The following is a 17,328-nucleotide window of genomic DNA, read 5'->3' as shown; positions in this document are numbered from 1 at the left end:
GCGGTGCTGGTCCCTCCCCATCCCGCCACGCGCCTCCCCAGGACGAGACAAGGAGGTTGACCGTGGGAGAACGCCAGGGACGCGCCCTCCTCACCCGGCGGGCCCTGATCCGCTCCGCGGCCCGCCGCTTCGACCGGCACGGCTACGCCCGCACCAAGGTCAACGACATCAGCGCGGGCGCGGGCGTCAGCCCCGGCGCGCTCCACTTCCACTTCGAGAACAAGGCGGCGGTCGCCAGGGCCGTCGAGGCGGCCGGGGCCGGCATGCTCTGGTCGGCCGGCCGGATCGCCTACCGCGCCAACCCCGGGGCGCTCCAGGCGCTCACCGACATGTCGCAGGCGTTCGCGCGCCTGCTGCTGTGGGACGTCGTGGCCCGCGCGAGCTTCCGCCTCGGCACCGACACCGGCTGGGCGCCCACGCAGGCGCTCGACCACGAGTGGCACAACTGCGTCGAACGCCTCCTCGCCGAGGCGGCGCGCAACGACGAGCTGTCGTCGCACGTCGAACTCGTCGGCAGCACCTGCGCCGTCGTCACGGCCACCACCGGCGTCGGCCTGCTGATCGAGGAGGGCGCGCGGGAGCAGGCGCGTACGGCCCTGACCGGCTTCTGGCAGGTGTTCCTGCCCGGCCTCGCCAGGCCCGAGGTCGCCGCCCGCCTCGAACCGAACGGGCGCAGTTCCGTGCTCACGGACGCCGTCGCCGTCTCGGGCAGCGCCTTGGCGCGGATGCGGGAGACCGAGCCGGGCGTCGTACGGCGCGTCCCCTCGCCCTGAGGAGCCGCACGGCCGGCCGTCGCCGCGCGCGTCAGTCCGCGCGGTCGCCCGGCCGTGCGCGTACGGCCCCCGACCCCAGCCGGTAGCCGACCCCGCGCACCGTCACGATCCAGTCGCCCGGCCCCAGTTTGCCCCGCAGCGTGCTGACATGGGTGTCCACCGTCCGGCTCGACACGGACCACTCGTCCGCCCACACCTTCGCCATCAGGTCGCGGCGTGACACGACGGTCTGCGGCAGCGAGGCCAGCAGGTACAGGAGGTCGAACTCCTTGCGGGTCAGGCCGACCACCCGCTCGCCGACGCGTACCTGCCGGCCCCGCGGGTCGATCCACAGGGCGCCGCGCCGCAGCACCGAGGTGCTGCTGGGCGCGGTCGTCCTGCGCAGCACCGCCCGCATCCGCGCCACCAGCTCGCGGTACCCGTACGGCTTGACGAGGCAGTCGTCCGCCCCGGCCTGGAGGCTGAGCACGCGGTCCAGCTCCGTGTCACCTGCCGTCAGCGTGATCACCGGCGTGGTGCCGCGGCCGCGGATCTGCGCGCACACCTCCAGGCCGTCCATGTCGGGCAGCCCCAGGTCGAGGATCACCAGGTCGCAGTGGCCCCAGGCCACCAGCGCGGCCTGCCCGGTGGCCGCCGTCCCGGCCCGGTAGCCGCTGCGCGCCAGCCGCTCGGCCAGCGCGGTGGCGGCCCGTTCGTCCGGGTCGACCACGAGAACGCGCGTCTTCACTGTTCGCTCCGCATCGTCCCGCCGCAGGCCGTCCTGCGTGAGGGCGTTACTCGCCGGCCGTGCGGGTGTGCACCACCCGGTAGGAGTTGCCGTCCCGCGCGACGGCCAGCGCGTCCACGCGGGCCTCGGACGCGATGCGCTCGGCGGGCTGCGCGGACTGCGGCGCCGTCCGGAACGCGTCGTACGCCGCCTTGTCCGCCCACTGCGCGTACGAGACGACGAACGCGCCGTCCAGCCCGCGCGCCCGCAGCCCCCGCAGCACGGTGTGGCTGCGGAAGCCGGGCACCTTGAGCAGCCACTCCTGGGACGGGCCGAGCGCCTCGACCAGCGCGTCCTGGTCCTCCTCCGCGACCGTGAACACCTCGATGACGGTGTGGTCGTCGCGCGTCGGCGAGATCTCCGTGACGCCGCCGAGCTCCGGCGCCCGCAGGGTGTGGACCACCTCGTTCTGCAGGAGCCGGATGGACGTGGTGATCTCCGAGAACAGCGGCAGGGTGCGGTGCTTGAACTCCTCGCCCTGGTAGCGCTTCTCCAGGTCCTCGGTGCTGCGCCACTGGATCAGGTTCGCGGTGCCGAACCGGTCGGTCCCGCTGTGCACGGTGCTGGAGATCCACCCCGGGTACGCGGCGGAGTCGACGATCTCCCGCATGGCGCCCAGCAGGCTGTCCTGCTTTTCCGCCGCGTCGGTCGAGAACAGGTTGAGAACGGTCAGGTACTCACCGTCGGCTGCGATCTTCGGCATTGTGGTCGGTGCCTTCCATTCGGGGAACGGCGGTTCGGGATCGTGCCGCACAAGCATCGCCGCGCGGGGGCGGGTAAAGAAAGCGCGCCCGGTTCAGGACTTCTCGCGGAATGGTCAACTCTTCCCGAGTTCCGTCAAGTCTTGCGCCGCTTCGTCAGGTCTGTGAAAACCGGCCTTGGGCGGCACTCGGAATGGCGGCCATGCTCGGACAATGCATTCCGACCCGCCGGCCGCCGGTGCGGCCCAGCTGCTCGACCGCTATCTCCTCAGTCTCGACGACGACGACAAGCTCGACGACACGTGGGCCCGCGCCCTGTTCACCGACGACGCCGACGTCGCCTTCCCCATGAGCCGGCACCGGGGGCTCGCCGGGCTGGCGCAGTGGCACCGCGACGCCCTGGCCGCGTTCGCCGGGACCCAGCACCTGGGCGGCCCCGCCGTCCTCGACCCGCTCGGCCCCGACCGCGCGCGGCTGCGCGCCAACCTCGTCTCCACGCACGTCCACCACCCCGGCACGCGGGGCGAACCGCTGTTCACCACCGGCACGTTCGTCACCGGCGAGGCCCGGCGCACCGCCGACGGGTGGCGGCTCGCGGCGCTGTCGTTCCGCGTGGTCTGGACGACGGGCACCCCGCCCGTGGCCCCGCCGGCGACCCCGGGGGAGGCGCCGTGACCGGCCCGGAGCCCGGCGGCGCCGTCGGACTGGCCGCCACGTCCCCCGACATGCTGACGGCGGTGATGCTCGTGGACATCGCCCTCGTCCTGCTCGCCGGGATCCTCCTCGGCCGCCTCGCCAGGCGGCTGCGGCAGCCCGCCGTGATCGGCGAGATCACGGCCGGCATCCTGCTGGGGCCGAGCCTGCTCGGCCTGCTCCCCGGGGACCTGCCGCAGGAGATCTTCCCCACCGACGTGCGGCCGCTGCTCAACGCGGTCTCGCAGGTCGGCCTCGTCCTCTTCATGTTCGTGATCGGCTGGGAGTTCGAGAAACGGCTCATCAGACCGCACGCCAGGCTGGCGGCCGGGGTCTCGTTCTCCTCCATCGCCCTCGCGTTCGGCCTCGGCGTCGCCCTGGCCACCCTGCTCCACCCGGACCACTCGACGGTGGCGGGGGAGCACATCTCCTTCGCCGCGTTCGCCCTGTTCATGGGCACGGCGATGTCCGTGACGGCGTTCCCCGTGCTGGCCCGCATCCTGTCCGACAACCGGCTGCTCGACACCAGGGTCGGCTCCCTGGCCCTGGCCAGCGCGGCCATCGACGACGTCCTCGCCTGGTGCCTGCTCGCGTACGTCTCGGCGATGGTCAGCGCGGACGGCGACTACGGCGAGCTGGTGAGGATCGCGGCGTTCGCCGTCGTCTACACGCTGGGCATGTTCCTCGTCGTCAGGCCGCTGCTCGCCCGGCTGGTGTGGCGCTGGGCCGCGTCGGAACGCTGGGCGGCGCTGCTCGTGGTGCTCAGCGCGGGCGCCATGACCTCGGCGTGGCTGACCTCCTGGGTGGGCGTGCACGCGATCTTCGGGGCGTTCCTCTTCGGCTTCGTCACGCCGCGCGAACCGGCGCAGCTGCTCGCCGTCCACCTGCGCAAGCCGCTGGCCGACATGTCGCTGGTGCTGCTGCCGGTGTTCTTCGTCGTCACCGGGCTCGGCGTCGACCTCGGGTCGCTCACCTCGGGCGACGTGCTCGCCCTGGTGCTCATCGTCACGGTGGCCTGCGCGGGCAAGCTGCTCGGGGCGATCGTCCCGGCACGCGTCGCCGGGCTCGGCTGGCGGGAGTCGAAGGACCTCGGCCTCCTGATGAACACCCGCGGCCTCACCGAGCTGATCATCCTCAACGCGGGGGTCTCCCTCGGCGTCCTGGACGGCCGCATGTTCACCATGATGGTGATGATGGCGCTGGTCACGACGGTGATGGCGGCGCCGCTGCTGTCCGCCCGCGACACCCTGGCGGGGCTGACGCCCGGGGGAGCGGGCGACCGCCCGCCGGAGCCTCCCCGCGAGGCCGCGCTGTCGAAAACCGCTTCCCGACGGACGGAAGGTCTGCCGTGACATCCGCATCGCTCCCCTCCGCCCCGCACCTCTCCCCGGCCGCCGGGCCGCATCCCCGGCCGCCCGTCGACGGCAAGGCGCTGCGCGACGCGTGCAGCGCGTTCGCCACCGGGGTCACCGTCATCACCACGGGGACCGGCGCCGCCGGGCGCACCGAGAGCATGACGGTGAACTCCTTCACCTCCGTCTCGCTCGACCCGCCGCTGGTGCTGTTCTGCCTGCACCGGCACTCACGCCTCGGGCCGGTCCTGCGCGAGGCGGGCGGCTTCGTCGTCAACTTCCTGACGTACCGCCAGCAGCACCTGGCCTGGGCGTTCTCCGGCCGCGACTCCGCGCGCGTCGAGGAGGTCCCGCACCACCGCACCCCCGAGGGGCTCCCCGTGCTGACCCAGGCGCTCGGCCACCTCGTCTGCCGGGTGCGCGCCGAGTACGACGGCGGGGACCACGTGATCGTGCTCGGCGAGGTGGTCGAACTCGGCCCGCCCCGCGACGCGTCCGCGCGCGGCGAGGACCCGCTGATCTTCTACCGCGGGGCGATGCACGCCCTGCCCGGCGCCCCGTAAGGGTCGGCGCGGGACAGCAGACGCGCCCCTGTCCCGCCCCTGTAACGCCTCAGGAAGTCCTGACGAACTTGTCAGAGTTCTGTACCGCGGGCCGTTCAGCTCCGTGAGTTCCGTCGGAATACTGGAGAAAACCCAGGAGAAAGAGGGAAGATGGACACGTTCGACACCGATGTGTTAATCGCGGGGGCCGGTCCCTCGGGTCTTATGCTGGCCGGTGAACTCCGGCTCGCGGGAATTCCGGTCGTCGTGCTCGACCGGCTCGCCGAACCCATGCAGCAGTCCCGCGCGCTCGGCTTTTCCGCCCGTACCCTCGAAGAGTTCGGCCAGCGGGGTCTCCTGGCGAAATTCGGCGAACTCGACACCATTCCCTTCGGGCATTTCGGCGGCATACCGCTGGACTACCGGATCGTCGAGGGCGGCAACTTCGGGGTGCGCGGCGTGCCCCAGTCGTTCACCGAGAAGGTGCTCACCGACTGGGCGGTCGGCCTCGGCGCCGACCTGCGCAGGTCGCACGAGGTGGTCGGCCTTGAGGCGGCGGACGACGGCGTCACCGCCGAGGTCGCCACCCCCGGCGGCACGCGGCGGCTGCGCGCCCGCTACCTGGTCGGCTGCGACGGCGCCCGCAGCGCGGTCCGCCGCCTCGCCGGGATCGGCTTCCCCGGCACGGACGCCACCATGGAGATGAAGATGGCCGACTTCACCGGCGTGCGGATACCGATCCGCCCGACCGGCCAGGTCAACGAGGCGGGCATGGTCGTCGTCCTGCCGCTCGGCCCGGCCGCGATCCGCGCGGTCGTCTTCGAACGCGGCGCGGGCGTGCGCCCCACCCAGGAGCCGCCCACCTTCGAGGAGGTCGCCGACGCCTTCCAGCGCGTCACCGGCGAGGACATCCACGGCGCGAAACCGCTCTGGTCCAGCTACTTCACCGACGCCAGCCGCCTCGCCGCCTCCTACCGCGCGGGCCGCGTCTTCCTCGCGGGCGACGCCGCCCACATCCACCTGCCGATCGGCGCCCAGGGCATCAGCGCGGGCATCGGCGACGTGGTCAACCTCGGCTGGAAGCTCGCCGCCACCCTCAAGGGCCACGCCCCCGACGGCCTGCTCGACACGTACGAGACCGAGCGGCGGCCGGTCGGCGCCGGGATCGTCGCCAATACCCTCGTGCAGCGCTCGCTCTACCTCGGCGGCTCCGAGACGCAGGCACTGCGCGAGGTGTTCGGCGACCTCATCAGGCTCGACCAGGTGCAACGCCGCCTCGTCGGCGCCGTCACGGGCCTGGACATCGTGTACGGCACGGGCGAGGGCCACCCGCTGCTCGGCCGCCGGCTGCCCGACCAGGAGCTGGTCGTCGGCAACGCCAAGACCAGCACGTACGAGCTGCTCACGCCCGGCCGCCCCGTCCTCCTCGACCTCCACGACAGCCCCGCCCTGCGCGCGGCCGCCGCCGCGTGGTCCGACCGCGTCGACACCGTCACCGCCGTCCGCCACGACCCGGCGGCGCCCGCGGCGAGCCTGCTGGTCCGCCCTGACGGCTACATCGCCTGGATCTCCCCGGACGGCTCGCCCGACGGGCTGTCCGACGCGCTGGCCCGGTGGTTCGGCGCGCCCCTCGCCGCCGCATGACGCCCCGGCCGCGCCCGTACGCGCCCACACAGCAGGCACAGCAGAGGAACAGGAGGAGGAGCGGACGTGACCAGCAAGGCTGAGGCGGCGAAGCCGTCCCCCGCGCCCGGCGCGCGGACCGAGTGCGACGTGGTGATCCTCGGATCGGGGCTCGCCGGCTCGATCACCGGCGCGATCCTGGCGCGCAACGGCGCCGACGTGGCGCTGATCGACGCCGGGCACCACCCGCGGTTCGCCGTCGGCGAGTCGCAGAACCCGCAGCTCGTCGAGTGGCTGCACATCCTCGCGGTGCGCTACGACGTGCCGGAGATCAAGCACCTGCTCGACATCAACGCGGTCACCGAGAACATCGGCCCCCACCACGGCCGCAAGCAGAGCTTCGGCTTCGTGACGCACCGCCCCGGCCGCGAGCCCGACCCGCGCGAGGCGACGCTCTTCGTCATCCCGAAGATGCTCACCGAGGCCACGCACATGTTCCGCCAGGACACCGACTCCTACTACCTCAACGTGGCCGCCAAGTACGGCTGCACCGTACGGCAGGACTGGCGGGCCACCGACCTGGACCTGGACGACGAGGGCGTCACCGTCACCGGCGCGAACGGCGAGGTCTTCCGGGCGCGGTACCTGATCGACGCGTCCGGCTTCCGCTCCCCGCTCGCGCAGAAGCTCGACCTGCGGGAGAAGCCGAGCCGCCTCAAGCACCACGCCAGGTCGATGTTCACCCACTACGTCGGCATCAAGCCGTACGACGACGTGTGCAACTACCCGGAGGCGCTGCGCGCCCCGGCCGAGTCGCCGTTCCACGGCGGCACCCTGCACCACCTGATCGAACGCGGCTGGTTCTGGATCATCCCGTTCGACAACCACAAGGACTCCAGGAATCCGGTGTGCAGCGTCGGCCTGACCATGGACGAGCGGCTCTACCCGCGCGACACCACGATCACGCCCGACGAGGAGTTCCACCGCTTCCTCGACCAGTACCCGGCCGTGAAGCGGCAGTTCGAGGGGGCGCACCGGGTACGCGAGTGGGTGTCGGCGGACCGCATCCAGTACTCGTCGAAGCAGACCGTCGGCGACCGCTGGTGCCTGATGTCGCACGCCGCCGGATTCGTCGACCCGCTCTACTCGCGCGGCCTGTCCAACACCTTCGAGGTGGTCGACGCCCTCGCCTGGCGGCTGCTCGACGCGCTCAAGGACGACGACTTCTCCGCCGTGCGCTTCGAGTACGTCGAGCGCCTCGAACAGGGCCTGCTCGACTACAACGACAAGATCGTCAACAGCTCCTACATCTCCTTCTCCCACTTCCGGCTCTGGAACGCCGTCTTCCGCGTGTGGGCGTGCTTCACCACCCCCGCCACGATGCGGCTGCTGCGGGCGCGGCAGGACTACCTGCTCGATGGCCGCGACGACCGGCACTTCAAGGACATGGAGAAGGCCGCGTACCCGGGCCTGTGGTGGCCCGAGAGCCACAACTTCAAACACCTCCTCGACCTCACCGCCGAGACCTGCGAGAAGTACGAGGCGGGCGAGATCGACGGCGACAAGGCGGCCGACATCGTCTTCGAGGCGATCAGGGACTGCGAGTCGGTCAACACCCCGTTCGGCTGGAAGGACGACGAGGACCACCGCTTCTACCGGGCCACCACGCCCACGATGGTCAGGTTCATGTGGTGGGCCAACACCCGCGCGCCCGCGGAGATGCGCGACCTGGGCCGGGCCATGGTCACCGGCGTCGTCAAGTCGGCGCTGCGCGGCAGGAAGGTCACCTGACGCCCGGCCGCCCCGGCGCCGGACGTCCGCCGGGCGGGCGTCCGGCGCCGCACCCTCCCAGCACACCACCGCACGACACCAGACAAGGGGACAAGGCGTGACCACTCACCGAGACAACCCCACGGGCACGCCCCCACCCGGCGCCCGCACCCGGCCGCGCTTCCCCTGGTCGGGCCTGTCCCGCCGCCTCCGAGGCCGCGTCGTCCTGCCGGGCGACCCGTACTACCCCGTGGCCAAGCAGCTCGAAGTGGGCAACTTCGACCGCGTACGCCCCCAGGCCGTCGTCCACTGCGCCTCCGCCGAGGACGTGTCCCTGACGGTCCGCTTCGCCCAGGACCACGGGCTCCCGGTGGCGGTCCGCAGCGGGGGGCACAGCTTCGGCGGGTACTCCACCGGCACCGGCCTCGTCCTCGACGTCTCGCGCATGAACGAGGTCACGGTCCGCGACGGCGCCGTGGACATCGGCCCGGGCGCGCTGAACGTCGACATCCTCGCCACGCTCGCCCCGCACGGCCTCGTCGTCAGCGAGGGCGGCTGCCCGACGGTCGCCGCGGGCGGCTTCCTCCAGGGCGGCGGCTTCGGCTTCCTCACTCGCCCCACCGGCATGGCCTGCGACGCGGTGACCTCCGCCGAGATCGTCCTCGCCGACGGGCGCACGGTCACCGCCTCCGCCGACCGCGACAGCGACCTGTTCTGGGCGGTGCGCGGAGGCGGCGGCGCCTTCGGCGTCGTCACCCGCTTCACGGTCACCCCGCACAGCGGCGACCGCATGCTGATGGCCAACCTCGTCTTCGGCTGGGACACCGCGCCCCGCGTCCTCCACGGCGTCGCCCAGTGGCTGGTGGACGCGCCGCGCACGATCGGCGGCGGCGCGTACGTCGTCCAGCCGGACGCCGCGCCCGGCACCGTACCGGCGCTCAACGTCATGCTGGCCTCGCGCGGCACCGAGGAGGAACTCGCCACCGAGACCGCCAGGCTGCTCGCCCTGACCGGCCGCCCGGCCGCACGGCAGGGCGGCGCGATGACGTACCGGCAGCTGATGACGCTCGTCTTCCAGTGCGACGGACTGACCCTGGCGGAGAGCCGCCGCGCGGGCAAGACCGCCACCGGGAAGCTGACACGCCCCGCCTTCGGGCTGGAACGCAGCCGGTTCGCGCGCGTCCCGTTCGCGGAGAGCGACTGGGCCGCCGTGCTGACGGCCTTCGACGCCGACCGCACGCCGGGCCAGGCACGCTACCTGGACCTGCACATGTTCGGCGGCGCTGCGAACGACCCGGCCCGCACCGCCACCGCGTACGTGCACCGCGACGCGCTCTTCGCGGTCAACTACCGCGTCCTGGTGGACAACCCGGCCGACGTCACCCCGGCGAACACGGCCACCGCACACCACTGGACCGACAACGGCTTCACCACCATCGACCCGCTCTCGAACGGCGAGAGCTACCAGAACTGGATGGACACGAAACTGCCCGACTGGCGCGAGTCCTACTACGCCGAGAACTGGCCCCGCCTGCAAGCCATCAAGACATCCCACGACCCCAACGGCTTCTTCACCCACCCCCAGTCGATCTCCTGACCATCCACGCCTCCTGCCAGGGCCCGGCCGTCCATGCGGCGACCGCGAGCACGGACAAGACGGCCACCGCGTCCGGATCTTGAGGCGGGGCCCAGGCCGCTGCCGCACCGCACCGTACGATGGGGTGACTCAACGTCATCGCTGGCGATCAGGGAGTGGGGAGCCATGGAAGCGGCGAGCTGGGACACGGTCGGCGAGCTTGTGAAGTGGCTCGACAGGAATGACGCCAATTCGCAGGAGACCGTCCGGCTTCTGCGCATCCTCAAGATCCAGGAGGAGGCCGGGGAGGTCGCCGAGGCCGTTCATGGGGCCATGGGGTCGAATCCGCGGAAGGGAGCGAGCCACACGTGGGCGGACGTCGAGAGCGAACTCTGCGACGTCATCCTCACCGCCATGGTGGCCCTTGCCACACTCACCCCCGACGCGGAGAAGGCCTTCCGGCGCCACTTGGCGCACGTGGCCGACCGCTCGCTGAACTGAGGTTCGGGAATGGGTCAAGAAGAGCAGCATCGAAGTGAACGAACGTGGCCGTATTGCGGCCATCGTCCCAGACCGGCATCCGCTGATCGGTTCCCTCTCCTTGAGGGAGGGGCCACAGCGGTTTCAGCGGCTACATAGAGACGTGGCCGCCAAGAATAACGTAGGCAGGTTTCGTCGGACTGACCACCTTCGGTTTCCGACGGGCAGACATCGCCGATCGATTAATTCCTTTACGATGCGGCTGCTGCTTGCGGCTGAGGGCTCACGGGCGGCCTGAGTCACAGCGTTCGCGGCGACTCCCGAGACTTCTCGACGGCCTCGGCCATGCTCCGTCGTTTCACCGCAATACGAAAGCGGTTGCCAGTGCCAGAGACTGGGCCCGGCAGCCAGCGCTGAGAGACCGGACATGAAGAGCCGGTGCGAGCGAGCAGCACGGACCTCCACGTCCGGGCGTCCGCACCCCTGACGGAGCGGTAGCCGACCGACTCCGCCGCGCGCCATTTCGCTCCCCGCCGCCTGACCGGCCAGTCCGGACACGGGCCTTGTGCCGCGGCCGGCGTACTGCTGGGAGACGGGGCGGGTGTGCTGTACGACTGTCCACCAACGCTGCGGCTGATCGATCTGGCCGGAGAGCACCGGTTCGGCGACACCGTCCTGGTAGACGGCGATGCGGCCGCCGCGCTGGAGAAGACGGGACTGCGGGGTGCCGTCGATGACGAGAAACTGCCAGGTCGAGGTACCGGTCTGACAACAGCAAACGGCGAAGTCCGGTTTCAGCCAGGTGTCGATCAGGCCGACACGGCGCAGGCAGGCGTTCCGCACTTCGATGCGGTAGCCCGGAGATCAACTTCCCTTCTCGACGATGGCATCGCAAGGCTGGTGACCTAGTGGTTGTCGTCAGTCATACTGCGAGGCATGGGGGAGCGACACGAAGGTCACGGAGAACACCCGAACATACACAATGACTTCAGCGGTGACGCGGAGAATGTGGGGCAGTTCGGGTTCGTCAACGGCAATGTGAGTTTCAGTTCTGCTCAGGACCCTGACGTACTGGCCAGAGCGTTCGAAGAGGCTCTGATGCGGCATGAGCGCGAGAAGGCGGATGCCAGGTCGAGGGCGGAGCATGCTAGGCAAGTCGCTGAAGAGCGGGTCGCGCAGGCCAGACGAGACGCTGAGGAGAGAGTGCGGGAGCGCGCTTGGGCAGGGACTTGGATGGTCTCGGCGCTGTTTGGCGTCACGGGTCTCCTCCTTCTTGTGTGGGGCGGCGTGGCTCAGGGCTGGGCTTTCTCGATATCTGTGGCTCATTTCCTTTTTTGGGTCCGCATACTCGCTCCGCCTTCAAGGTAGATTCCTTCATCGCCTGGCGAAGATCGAGCAGGGGCGAAGCTTCCTGTCAGTAGGTCATATAGCGGGGGCGGGGGGTAAGGCGCACGCTGGCCGTGGCGCCCGCTGAGACGACACCGAGACCGATGACGGATTGGCCGGGTGGTGCTGCCGAGAGGGAGAGTCGGCAGGGGAGAAGGCTCGCACTGGAAGGCGCGGAACGATCATGACCTCGTGTGCGCTCGGGACTCCTTCAGGCTCCGTTACCCGGCCATGCCGGGCGATCCGCAGAACCCTGAACTCCCTGTCATCGCCGAGTGATCATTCCATCAGGCTTCTGATCACTCGCTCCCATGCATCAAGAGCGCCGTGCGGAATGCGGCCCGATTGGAACGTGAGGGTGCGCACTTCCGTCTCGGATGGGCGAGGTCGGCGAGCCGTGGCCTCAGAGATCTCCACAAGCGTCGAGACGAACGACTTGAGATCATCGCTCAGTTTCATGGGTTCGGCTTGGAGATCGCGCGTGAGGAGAAGGACTGATCCATTGATCCCGTCCAGGCAAAGAAATCCGTCAAGGAACAGCCCCAGCATCAGAACGCTGTCCGGCTTGGCCCAGGCCGGCAGCTCCAGGCCCGTCAAGAAGCGGCTGACGGGCACCATGCCGCGCGGGTTGATCACGGCGGCATCCCGTACGCTGGTCGGGACGCCGAGATTTTGCAGCGTCCATATCGCCTCTCTTTCCACCAGTCCTTCCGGTATTTCATTCGATCTGAGGACCGGCGCCAATGCGGGGCCGAAGATGCGCAACATGTCGGAGCGATTCATGTGCCTGGTATTCCGGTGATCGTTGAACGGGTCATACGAGGTCGACGCCATTCAGATGGTCCTGCGCCTCTTGTGTCAGCGCTTTCATTTTGCTCGCGCGTACTGTCGTTCGCGCGTGAACGCAGAGATGGTCGAATAGCTCCAGGAGGGAGGGAGTCGCCGTGTCGGGAGAGTCGGAACTCCGCGTGCTCGTGATCGCATCCACCGCGGCCGACGAGTTCGGAAACGCGCCGTCCTCTCCCCGGGCCACCTTGCACCGGCTCTCGCATTCTCCCGGCCCCGGCGGCGGTTCCGCGGAGACACTGTACACATCGTGGACGGCACGCGGGTCCCACCCATGACCGGGCCGTGGCCGCCGCCAGCAAGGACTGCCGCTACTCCACCAACCAGCAGGTCGTCATCGACGCCGATCGCGGATGTACTGACGAGCTTGTACGGGTCCATCGATGCGGGACGCTTCATCTGCACGAGGTGTGCGTCTGTTCACGCCGGGCCTCCGAGAGCCCCTGAACAGCAGAAAGACCCCGGCTCGGCCGGGGTCTTCGTGAGTGTCCGAGGGGGGACTTGAACCCCCACGCCCTTAAACGGGCACTAGCACCTCAAGCTAGCGCGTCTGCCATTCCGCCACCCGGACGAGGTGTGCGCGGGCCCGTGGGCCGCGGTGACACGGGCAACCATATCAAGTCCCGGGCAGTGTCACCGCCGCCAGTGCGGAGCGTGAGTGCGGGGGTGCGGAAGGTCAGGAGGCGAGCGACTTCAGCCACGACGGGCCGCTGAGCAGTTCCAGGAGGAGCAGCAGGCGGGTCAGCGGGTCCCAGTCGGGGTCGTCGGCCGCCGGGCCGTCCGAGCGGCCCGGCCGGTCGGGGTGCGACTCGTCCGACAGCAGCGCCCACACCGCCTTGCCGTGCCTGTCGGGGGTCGTCCAGCCCCAGTTGGCCGAGAGCGCCGACAGGACGTGCAGGCCGCGGCCCGACTCGCGCAGGTAGTCGGGCTCCTTCATGCGGGGCGCGCCGCGTCCCGGGTCGAAGACGGCGCACAGCACCGAGCCCTCGCAGTGCACCAGGCTGAGGAGGAACGGCTCGTCCGCCGTCGCGGGCGGCAGCGGGCGGTGGGCGCGGCTGACGGGCCTGCCGTAGCGGACCGCGTTCGTCACCAGCTCCGAGACGATCACCGACGCGTCGTCCACCAGGCGGGCCAGGCCCCAGCCGCGCAGCGTCCTCGCCGTCATCCGGCGCGCCTCGCCCGCGGCCCCGGGGGAGCAGCCGAACGGGAGGGTGGCGAATCCCGCGGCGTCGGCCGCCCCGCCCGGGGACGGCGGCACCTGCTGGGGCGCCATCGTGGCGAACGGGAGAGCTGTCATGAACGACCTCCGCGACGTGCTGGCTCCGCCCTGGGGCGGCGGCTCCGCTAAGTCCATCCTCATCCAGCTCAGCGTATCCCTGCAAGTACATCTGAAAGGACGAATGCAAGAACACCTGCAAGAACAGATGCAAGAACGCTCACAGTTGAGGCACTATTCGGTCAGTGGCCGTCCACACCCCACAAGGGACGGCCGGACCGACGGAACGTAGGAGTACGACATGCCGCAGCTCGTCAACGGTGTCCCGGCCGGCCTCATAGAAGGGGCCGCCTGGCGCAAGAGCGGACGCAGCAACCCCAACGGCAACTGCGTGGAGGTGGCGGGGCTGCCCGACGGCGCCGTGGCCGTGCGCAACTCGCGCGACCCCGAGGGCCCGGCCCTGATCTACACCCGCGCGGAGATGACCGCCTTCGTCCTCGGCGCGAAGGACGGCGACTTCGACGACCTGGTGGACCGCGCCTGACCGATTCGCCCCGAGGTGCCCGGTGTTGCCCGGGAGCAACTGTACGACTGGCTGCAACAGTGCGACACTGGGCCCGATTTCAACAACCCAGGGGACAAGACTCATGGCGTCAGCTCAACCAGGCAACGCCTCCTCGGTGCGGGACCTCCTCGCCCACCCGAGAGGCGGACCCACGGTCCTGCGGATCGTGCTCGGCACCCACCTGCGCCGCCTCCGCGAGGAGTGCCGCATCAGCAGGGAGGCCGCCGGGGACGCCATCCGGGGCTCGCACGCCAAGATAAGCCGCCTGGAGCTGGGCCGGGTGGGTGCGAAGGAACGCGACGTCGCCGACCTGCTCACGCTCTACGGCGTGCACGACGAGCCGCGCCGCGGACAGCTCCTCGCACTCGCCCGGCAGGCCAGCACGCCGGGCTGGTGGCAGAAGTACAGCGACGTGGTGCCGAGCTGGTTCGAGACGCTGATCGGCCTGGAGGAGGCCGCGTCGGTGATCCGGACGTTCGAGGTGCAGTTCATCCCCGGCCTGCTGCAGACGCCCGACTACGCCCGCGCCTGCATCAGGCTCGGCAACCCGCGGGCGAGCGAGCGGCAGGTCGAGCGCCGCGTCGAACTGCGCATGGAACGGCAGAAGATGCTGTTCAAGGAGCACGGGCCCAAGCTCTGGGCCGTCGTGGACGAGGCCGCGCTGAGCCGCACCCTGGGCTCCCTGGAGACGATGCGCGGCCAGATCCGCCACCTGCGGGACCTCGCCGACCGGCCGAACGTGACGATCCAGGTGGCGCCGTTCCACATGGGCGGCCTCGCCGCCGCGGGCGGACCGGTCACCATCCTGCGCTTCCTGGAGCCCGACCTCCCCGACATCGTCTACCTGGAGCAGCTCAACAGCGCGCTCTACCTCGACAAGCGCGACGACGTCGAGGACTACCTGGCGGTCATGGACAGCGTGTGCGCGACCGCCGAGCCGCACAGCAAGACGCCCGACCTGCTCGACGGGCTGCGCGTGCTCGACGGTCTGAAGAACAGGCCCTGAACCGCGGACGGCCGCCCGCCGCTCACTCCGGCAGGCGGTCGTCCAGCCACGCGGCGATGTCGTCCCGCACCTCGGCGCGATTCGTCTCGTTGAGGATCTCGTGCCGCGCGCCGGGCCAGGCGCGCCATGTCAGATCGCGCACGCCGCCACGCGCGAAGTCGTCCAGCAGCTCGTGGACCTGCGTCATCCCCGCGTTGCACGGGTCCTGGTCGCCGACCACCACGCGCACCGGCAGGCCGCCCGGGACGCGCGCCTGCTGCTCCGGGTCGTTGATCTTCAGCACGCCCAGCACCCAGTCGAGGCTGAGCCCCGCGCTGAACGGAAAGCCGCACGCCTCGTCCGCGACGTACGCGTCCACCTCGGCCGTGTCCCGCGACAGCCACTCGAAGCCGGTGCGGTACGGGTACGGGTCGTTGAACGACGCGAACAGGTCCGGCACGAACGACGATTCCGCTCCCCGCCCGTTCGCCTCGGTCTCCGCCCGCAGCCGCTCGGCCGCCGCCTCCAGGTCGCAGCCGGGCAGCGACCTGAACGTGCCCGACAGGACCAGCCCGGCGAGCCCGTCCCCGTGCTCCTGCGCGTAGTCGCGGGCCAGCTGGGAGCCCATGCTGTGGCCGAGCATCACCAGCGGCACGCCCGGCAGTTCGGTCTTCGCGCGCTCGCTGACGGTCCACAGGTCCGCGACCGTCGCGCGCCAGCCCGAGTCGCCCACCACGCCGATGCCGCCGGTGTGCGGGGCGGTCGCGCCGTGCCCCCGGTGGTCCGAGGCGACGACGGCGTAGCCGCGCGCGTTCAGGTACCGGGCGAACCCCTCGTAGCGCAGGGCGTGTTCCGCCGCCCCGTGCACCAGCTGCACCCACGCGCGGGCCGTGTCGCCCGGCGGCAGCCAGGTGTACGCCGCGACGGGCACGCCGTCGGACGCGAGGACGAAATCGGTCCTGGCGCCGTGCTCGTGTCCGGTGTCCATGGTCACTCCTCTGTTCGGGCCGGCCGCGTCGTCCGCGCCACTCTCGAACGCCGGTACCCAGGAACGCGGCCATCCGTGCGAGACCGGCCGGAGCATCTGTGCTCCACGCCGCATATCCCGTTGCGGGCCGCCCGCGCGGCCGAGGAGCATCGGCTGATGGCAGAGCCGCGACAGCTGCATCCCGAGATCCTCGCCTACTACTCCCGGGGCGACGAGGACGGCCGTCTGGCGGACGCCGACGGACACCCCGCCGCCGCCCGCCTCGAACTCCTGCGCACCCAGGACATCCTGCGGCGCACGCTCCCCGCGCCGCCCGCCCGCGTGCTCGACGTCGGCGGCGCGGGCGGCGTGCACTCGCGCTGGCTGCGCGACGACGGGTACGGCACCGAACTCCTCGACCCCGTACCGCTGCACGTCGAGCAGGCGCGCGCCCACGGCCTCACCGCCCGGCACGGCGACGCACGGGAACTCCCGGTGCCCGACGCCTCGTTCGACGCCGTGCTGCTCCTCGGACCGCTCTACCACCTGCCCGACCGCGCCGACCGCGTCCGCGCCCTCGCCGAGGCCAGGCGCGCCGTACGCCCCGGCGGGCTCGTCGCCGCCGCGGCCATCAGCCGCTTCGCGCCGCTGACCGACGGCCTGCTCCAGGGCCACGCGTACGCGCCGGGGCGGCTCGCCAGGATCCTCGGGCACGTCCGCACCGGCCACCTCCCGGACGGGCGCGGCGGCTTCACGACCGCCTGGTTCCACGAACCGGCGCAGCTCGCCGCCGAGTTCGCCGAGGCGGGCCTGCCGGGCGCCGTCACGCGTGGCGTGGAGGGGCCCGCCTGGCTGATCGGCGGCATGCGGGAGCGGCTGGACGACCCGGCGGCGCGCGCCACCGTGCTCACCGCCCTGCGCGCCGTCGAGACCGAGCCCGCGCTGCTCGGCGCCAGCTCCCACCTGCTGACGACGGCGCGCGCGGCCTGAGGGCCCGTGTTGACGGACGCGGGAGCGCCGGGCGATGCTCCATCGCGCCGTCACGGCACCGGACGTCCCGTGCGGTGAGGGCGCAGCGGACACAGCC

The 17,328-nt window shown here is 71.1% G+C and carries 17 protein-coding genes, 1 tRNA gene and 1 pseudogene; 13 read left to right on the top strand and 6 right to left on the bottom strand.

Going from position 1 to position 17,328, the window contains the following annotated elements; genetic code table 11:
- Positions 1 to 62 precede the first annotated feature (62 nt).
- Positions 63 to 773 (top strand): ScbR family autoregulator-binding transcription factor, encoded by a 711-nt coding sequence (locus ACIBPC_RS24855; protein ID WP_398847630.1) that lies wholly within the window; start codon positions 63 to 65, stop codon positions 771 to 773.
- Between the two features lie 31 nt (positions 774 to 804).
- Here ACIBPC_RS24855 and ACIBPC_RS24850 read toward each other — a convergent pair whose 3' ends face one another.
- Together ACIBPC_RS24850 and ACIBPC_RS24845 are read right to left on the bottom strand one after the other, a co-directional pair.
- On the bottom strand, positions 805 to 1,500 hold the full coding sequence (locus tag ACIBPC_RS24850; RefSeq protein WP_362960001.1) for a response regulator transcription factor: 696 nt from the start codon (positions 1,498 to 1,500) through the stop codon (positions 805 to 807).
- Between the two features lie 46 nt (positions 1,501 to 1,546).
- Entirely contained in the window at positions 1,547 to 2,242 is a 696-nt protein-coding gene (locus tag ACIBPC_RS24845) for an antibiotic biosynthesis monooxygenase family protein (protein WP_362959999.1), read from the bottom strand.
- 211 nt (positions 2,243 to 2,453) lie between these two features.
- On the opposite strand from ACIBPC_RS24845, the gene ACIBPC_RS24840 reads away from it, so the two are divergent.
- From ACIBPC_RS24840 to ACIBPC_RS24805, 8 genes are all read left to right on the top strand, one after another.
- Positions 2,454 to 2,915 (top strand): nuclear transport factor 2 family protein, encoded by a 462-nt coding sequence (locus ACIBPC_RS24840; protein ID WP_398847627.1) that lies wholly within the window; start codon positions 2,454 to 2,456, stop codon positions 2,913 to 2,915.
- Entirely contained in the window at positions 2,912 to 4,285 is a 1,374-nt protein-coding gene (locus ACIBPC_RS24835; protein WP_362959994.1) for a cation:proton antiporter, read from the top strand. Before ACIBPC_RS24840 ends, ACIBPC_RS24835 begins: the two co-directional genes overlap by 4 nt.
- Positions 4,282 to 4,848, top strand: a complete 567-nt coding sequence (locus ACIBPC_RS24830) for a flavin reductase family protein (protein ID WP_362959992.1) — start codon at positions 4,282 to 4,284, stop codon at positions 4,846 to 4,848. Before ACIBPC_RS24835 ends, ACIBPC_RS24830 begins: the two co-directional genes overlap by 4 nt.
- A gap of 150 nt (positions 4,849 to 4,998) precedes the next feature.
- Positions 4,999 to 6,471, top strand: a complete 1,473-nt coding sequence (locus ACIBPC_RS24825) for an FAD-dependent monooxygenase (RefSeq protein ID WP_398847625.1) — start codon at positions 4,999 to 5,001, stop codon at positions 6,469 to 6,471.
- Positions 6,472 to 6,537: 66 nt separating this feature from the next.
- The gene (locus ACIBPC_RS24820) at positions 6,538 to 8,241 is read left to right on the top strand and encodes an NAD(P)/FAD-dependent oxidoreductase (protein WP_398847623.1); all 1,704 of its coding nucleotides are present in this window, start codon (positions 6,538 to 6,540) and stop codon (positions 8,239 to 8,241) included.
- Positions 8,242 to 8,338: 97 nt separating this feature from the next.
- On the top strand, positions 8,339 to 9,817 hold the full coding sequence (locus ACIBPC_RS24815; RefSeq protein ID WP_398847621.1) for an FAD-binding oxidoreductase: 1,479 nt from the start codon (positions 8,339 to 8,341) through the stop codon (positions 9,815 to 9,817).
- A 165-nt stretch (positions 9,818 to 9,982) separates the two neighbouring features.
- The gene (locus ACIBPC_RS24810) at positions 9,983 to 10,297 is read left to right on the top strand and encodes a MazG-like family protein (protein WP_398847619.1); all 315 of its coding nucleotides are present in this window, start codon (positions 9,983 to 9,985) and stop codon (positions 10,295 to 10,297) included.
- 582 nt (positions 10,298 to 10,879) lie between these two features.
- Positions 10,880 to 11,185: a hypothetical protein gene (locus tag ACIBPC_RS24805; protein ID WP_398847617.1), complete on the top strand. Its 306-nt coding sequence runs from the start codon at positions 10,880 to 10,882 to the stop codon at positions 11,183 to 11,185.
- 756 nt (positions 11,186 to 11,941) lie between these two features.
- Here the strand turns inward: ACIBPC_RS24805 and ACIBPC_RS24800 are convergent.
- Entirely contained in the window at positions 11,942 to 12,496 is a 555-nt protein-coding gene (locus tag ACIBPC_RS24800) for an SUKH-4 family immunity protein (RefSeq protein WP_398847616.1), read from the bottom strand.
- Positions 12,497 to 12,692: 196 nt separating this feature from the next.
- Between ACIBPC_RS24800 and ACIBPC_RS24795 the strand changes: the two are divergent.
- Positions 12,693 to 12,856 (top strand): annotated as a pseudogene (locus ACIBPC_RS24795) (IS5/IS1182 family transposase); the annotation flags it as partial.
- 138 nt (positions 12,857 to 12,994) lie between these two features.
- On the opposite strand, the gene ACIBPC_RS24790 reads toward ACIBPC_RS24795, so the two are convergent.
- Together ACIBPC_RS24790 and ACIBPC_RS24785 are read right to left on the bottom strand one after the other, a co-directional pair.
- Positions 12,995 to 13,079, bottom strand: a tRNA-Leu gene (locus ACIBPC_RS24790).
- 105 nt (positions 13,080 to 13,184) lie between these two features.
- Entirely contained in the window at positions 13,185 to 13,805 is a 621-nt protein-coding gene (locus ACIBPC_RS24785; RefSeq protein WP_398847614.1) for an ATP-binding protein, read from the bottom strand.
- A gap of 220 nt (positions 13,806 to 14,025) precedes the next feature.
- Between ACIBPC_RS24785 and ACIBPC_RS24780 the strand changes: the two genes are divergently transcribed.
- Positions 14,026 to 14,268 carry a DUF397 domain-containing protein gene (locus tag ACIBPC_RS24780; protein ID WP_362959971.1) on the top strand — a complete coding sequence of 81 codons (243 nt, stop codon included), beginning with the start codon at positions 14,026 to 14,028 and terminating at the stop codon, positions 14,266 to 14,268.
- Positions 14,269 to 14,371: 103 nt separating this feature from the next.
- Positions 14,372 to 15,295 carry a helix-turn-helix transcriptional regulator gene (locus ACIBPC_RS24775; protein WP_362959968.1) on the top strand — a complete coding sequence of 308 codons (924 nt, stop codon included), beginning with the start codon at positions 14,372 to 14,374 and terminating at the stop codon, positions 15,293 to 15,295.
- A gap of 22 nt (positions 15,296 to 15,317) precedes the next feature.
- Here ACIBPC_RS24775 and ACIBPC_RS24770 read toward each other — a convergent pair whose 3' ends face one another.
- On the bottom strand, positions 15,318 to 16,262 hold the full coding sequence (locus ACIBPC_RS24770) for an alpha/beta fold hydrolase (RefSeq protein WP_398847612.1): 945 nt from the start codon (positions 16,260 to 16,262) through the stop codon (positions 15,318 to 15,320).
- 156 nt (positions 16,263 to 16,418) lie between these two features.
- Here ACIBPC_RS24770 and ACIBPC_RS24765 point away from each other — a divergent pair, with 156 nt between their 5' ends.
- Complete coding sequence (locus ACIBPC_RS24765) at positions 16,419 to 17,231, top strand: class I SAM-dependent methyltransferase (RefSeq protein WP_362959963.1); 813 nt, start codon at positions 16,419 to 16,421, stop codon at positions 17,229 to 17,231.
- Positions 17,232 to 17,328: the final 97 nt, after the last annotated feature.

This window comes from Streptomyces sp. NPDC049879, from assembly GCF_044461265.1.
Lineage (GTDB): Bacteria > Actinomycetota > Actinomycetes > Streptomycetales > Streptomycetaceae > Streptomyces.
The sequence above is the reverse complement of the archived record's forward strand: the minus strand, read 5'-3'. Positions and strand labels throughout refer to the sequence as shown.

Bases quoted from the DNA above. Each gene is read 5' to 3' on its own strand.
- ACIBPC_RS24845 (WP_362959999.1), bottom strand. From the start codon at position 2,242: ATGCCGAAGATCGCAGCCGACGGTGAGTACCTGACCGTTCTCAACCTG.
- ACIBPC_RS24840 (WP_398847627.1), top strand. From the start codon at position 2,454: ATGCATTCCGACCCGCCGGCCGCCGGTGCGGCCCAGCTGCTCGACCGC.
- ACIBPC_RS24825 (WP_398847625.1), top strand. From the start codon at position 4,999: ATGGACACGTTCGACACCGATGTGTTAATCGCGGGGGCCGGTCCCTCG.
- ACIBPC_RS24810 (WP_398847619.1), top strand. From the start codon at position 9,983: ATGGAAGCGGCGAGCTGGGACACGGTCGGCGAGCTTGTGAAGTGGCTC.
- ACIBPC_RS24800 (WP_398847616.1), bottom strand. From the start codon at position 12,496: ATGGCGTCGACCTCGTATGACCCGTTCAACGATCACCGGAATACCAGG.
- ACIBPC_RS24785 (WP_398847614.1), bottom strand. From the start codon at position 13,805: ATGACAGCTCTCCCGTTCGCCACGATGGCGCCCCAGCAGGTGCCGCCG.
- ACIBPC_RS24780 (WP_362959971.1), top strand. From the start codon at position 14,026: ATGCCGCAGCTCGTCAACGGTGTCCCGGCCGGCCTCATAGAAGGGGCC.
- ACIBPC_RS24775 (WP_362959968.1), top strand. From the start codon at position 14,372: ATGGCGTCAGCTCAACCAGGCAACGCCTCCTCGGTGCGGGACCTCCTC.
- ACIBPC_RS24770 (WP_398847612.1), bottom strand. From the start codon at position 16,262: ATGGACACCGGACACGAGCACGGCGCCAGGACCGATTTCGTCCTCGCG.
- ACIBPC_RS24765 (WP_362959963.1), top strand. From the start codon at position 16,419: ATGGCAGAGCCGCGACAGCTGCATCCCGAGATCCTCGCCTACTACTCC.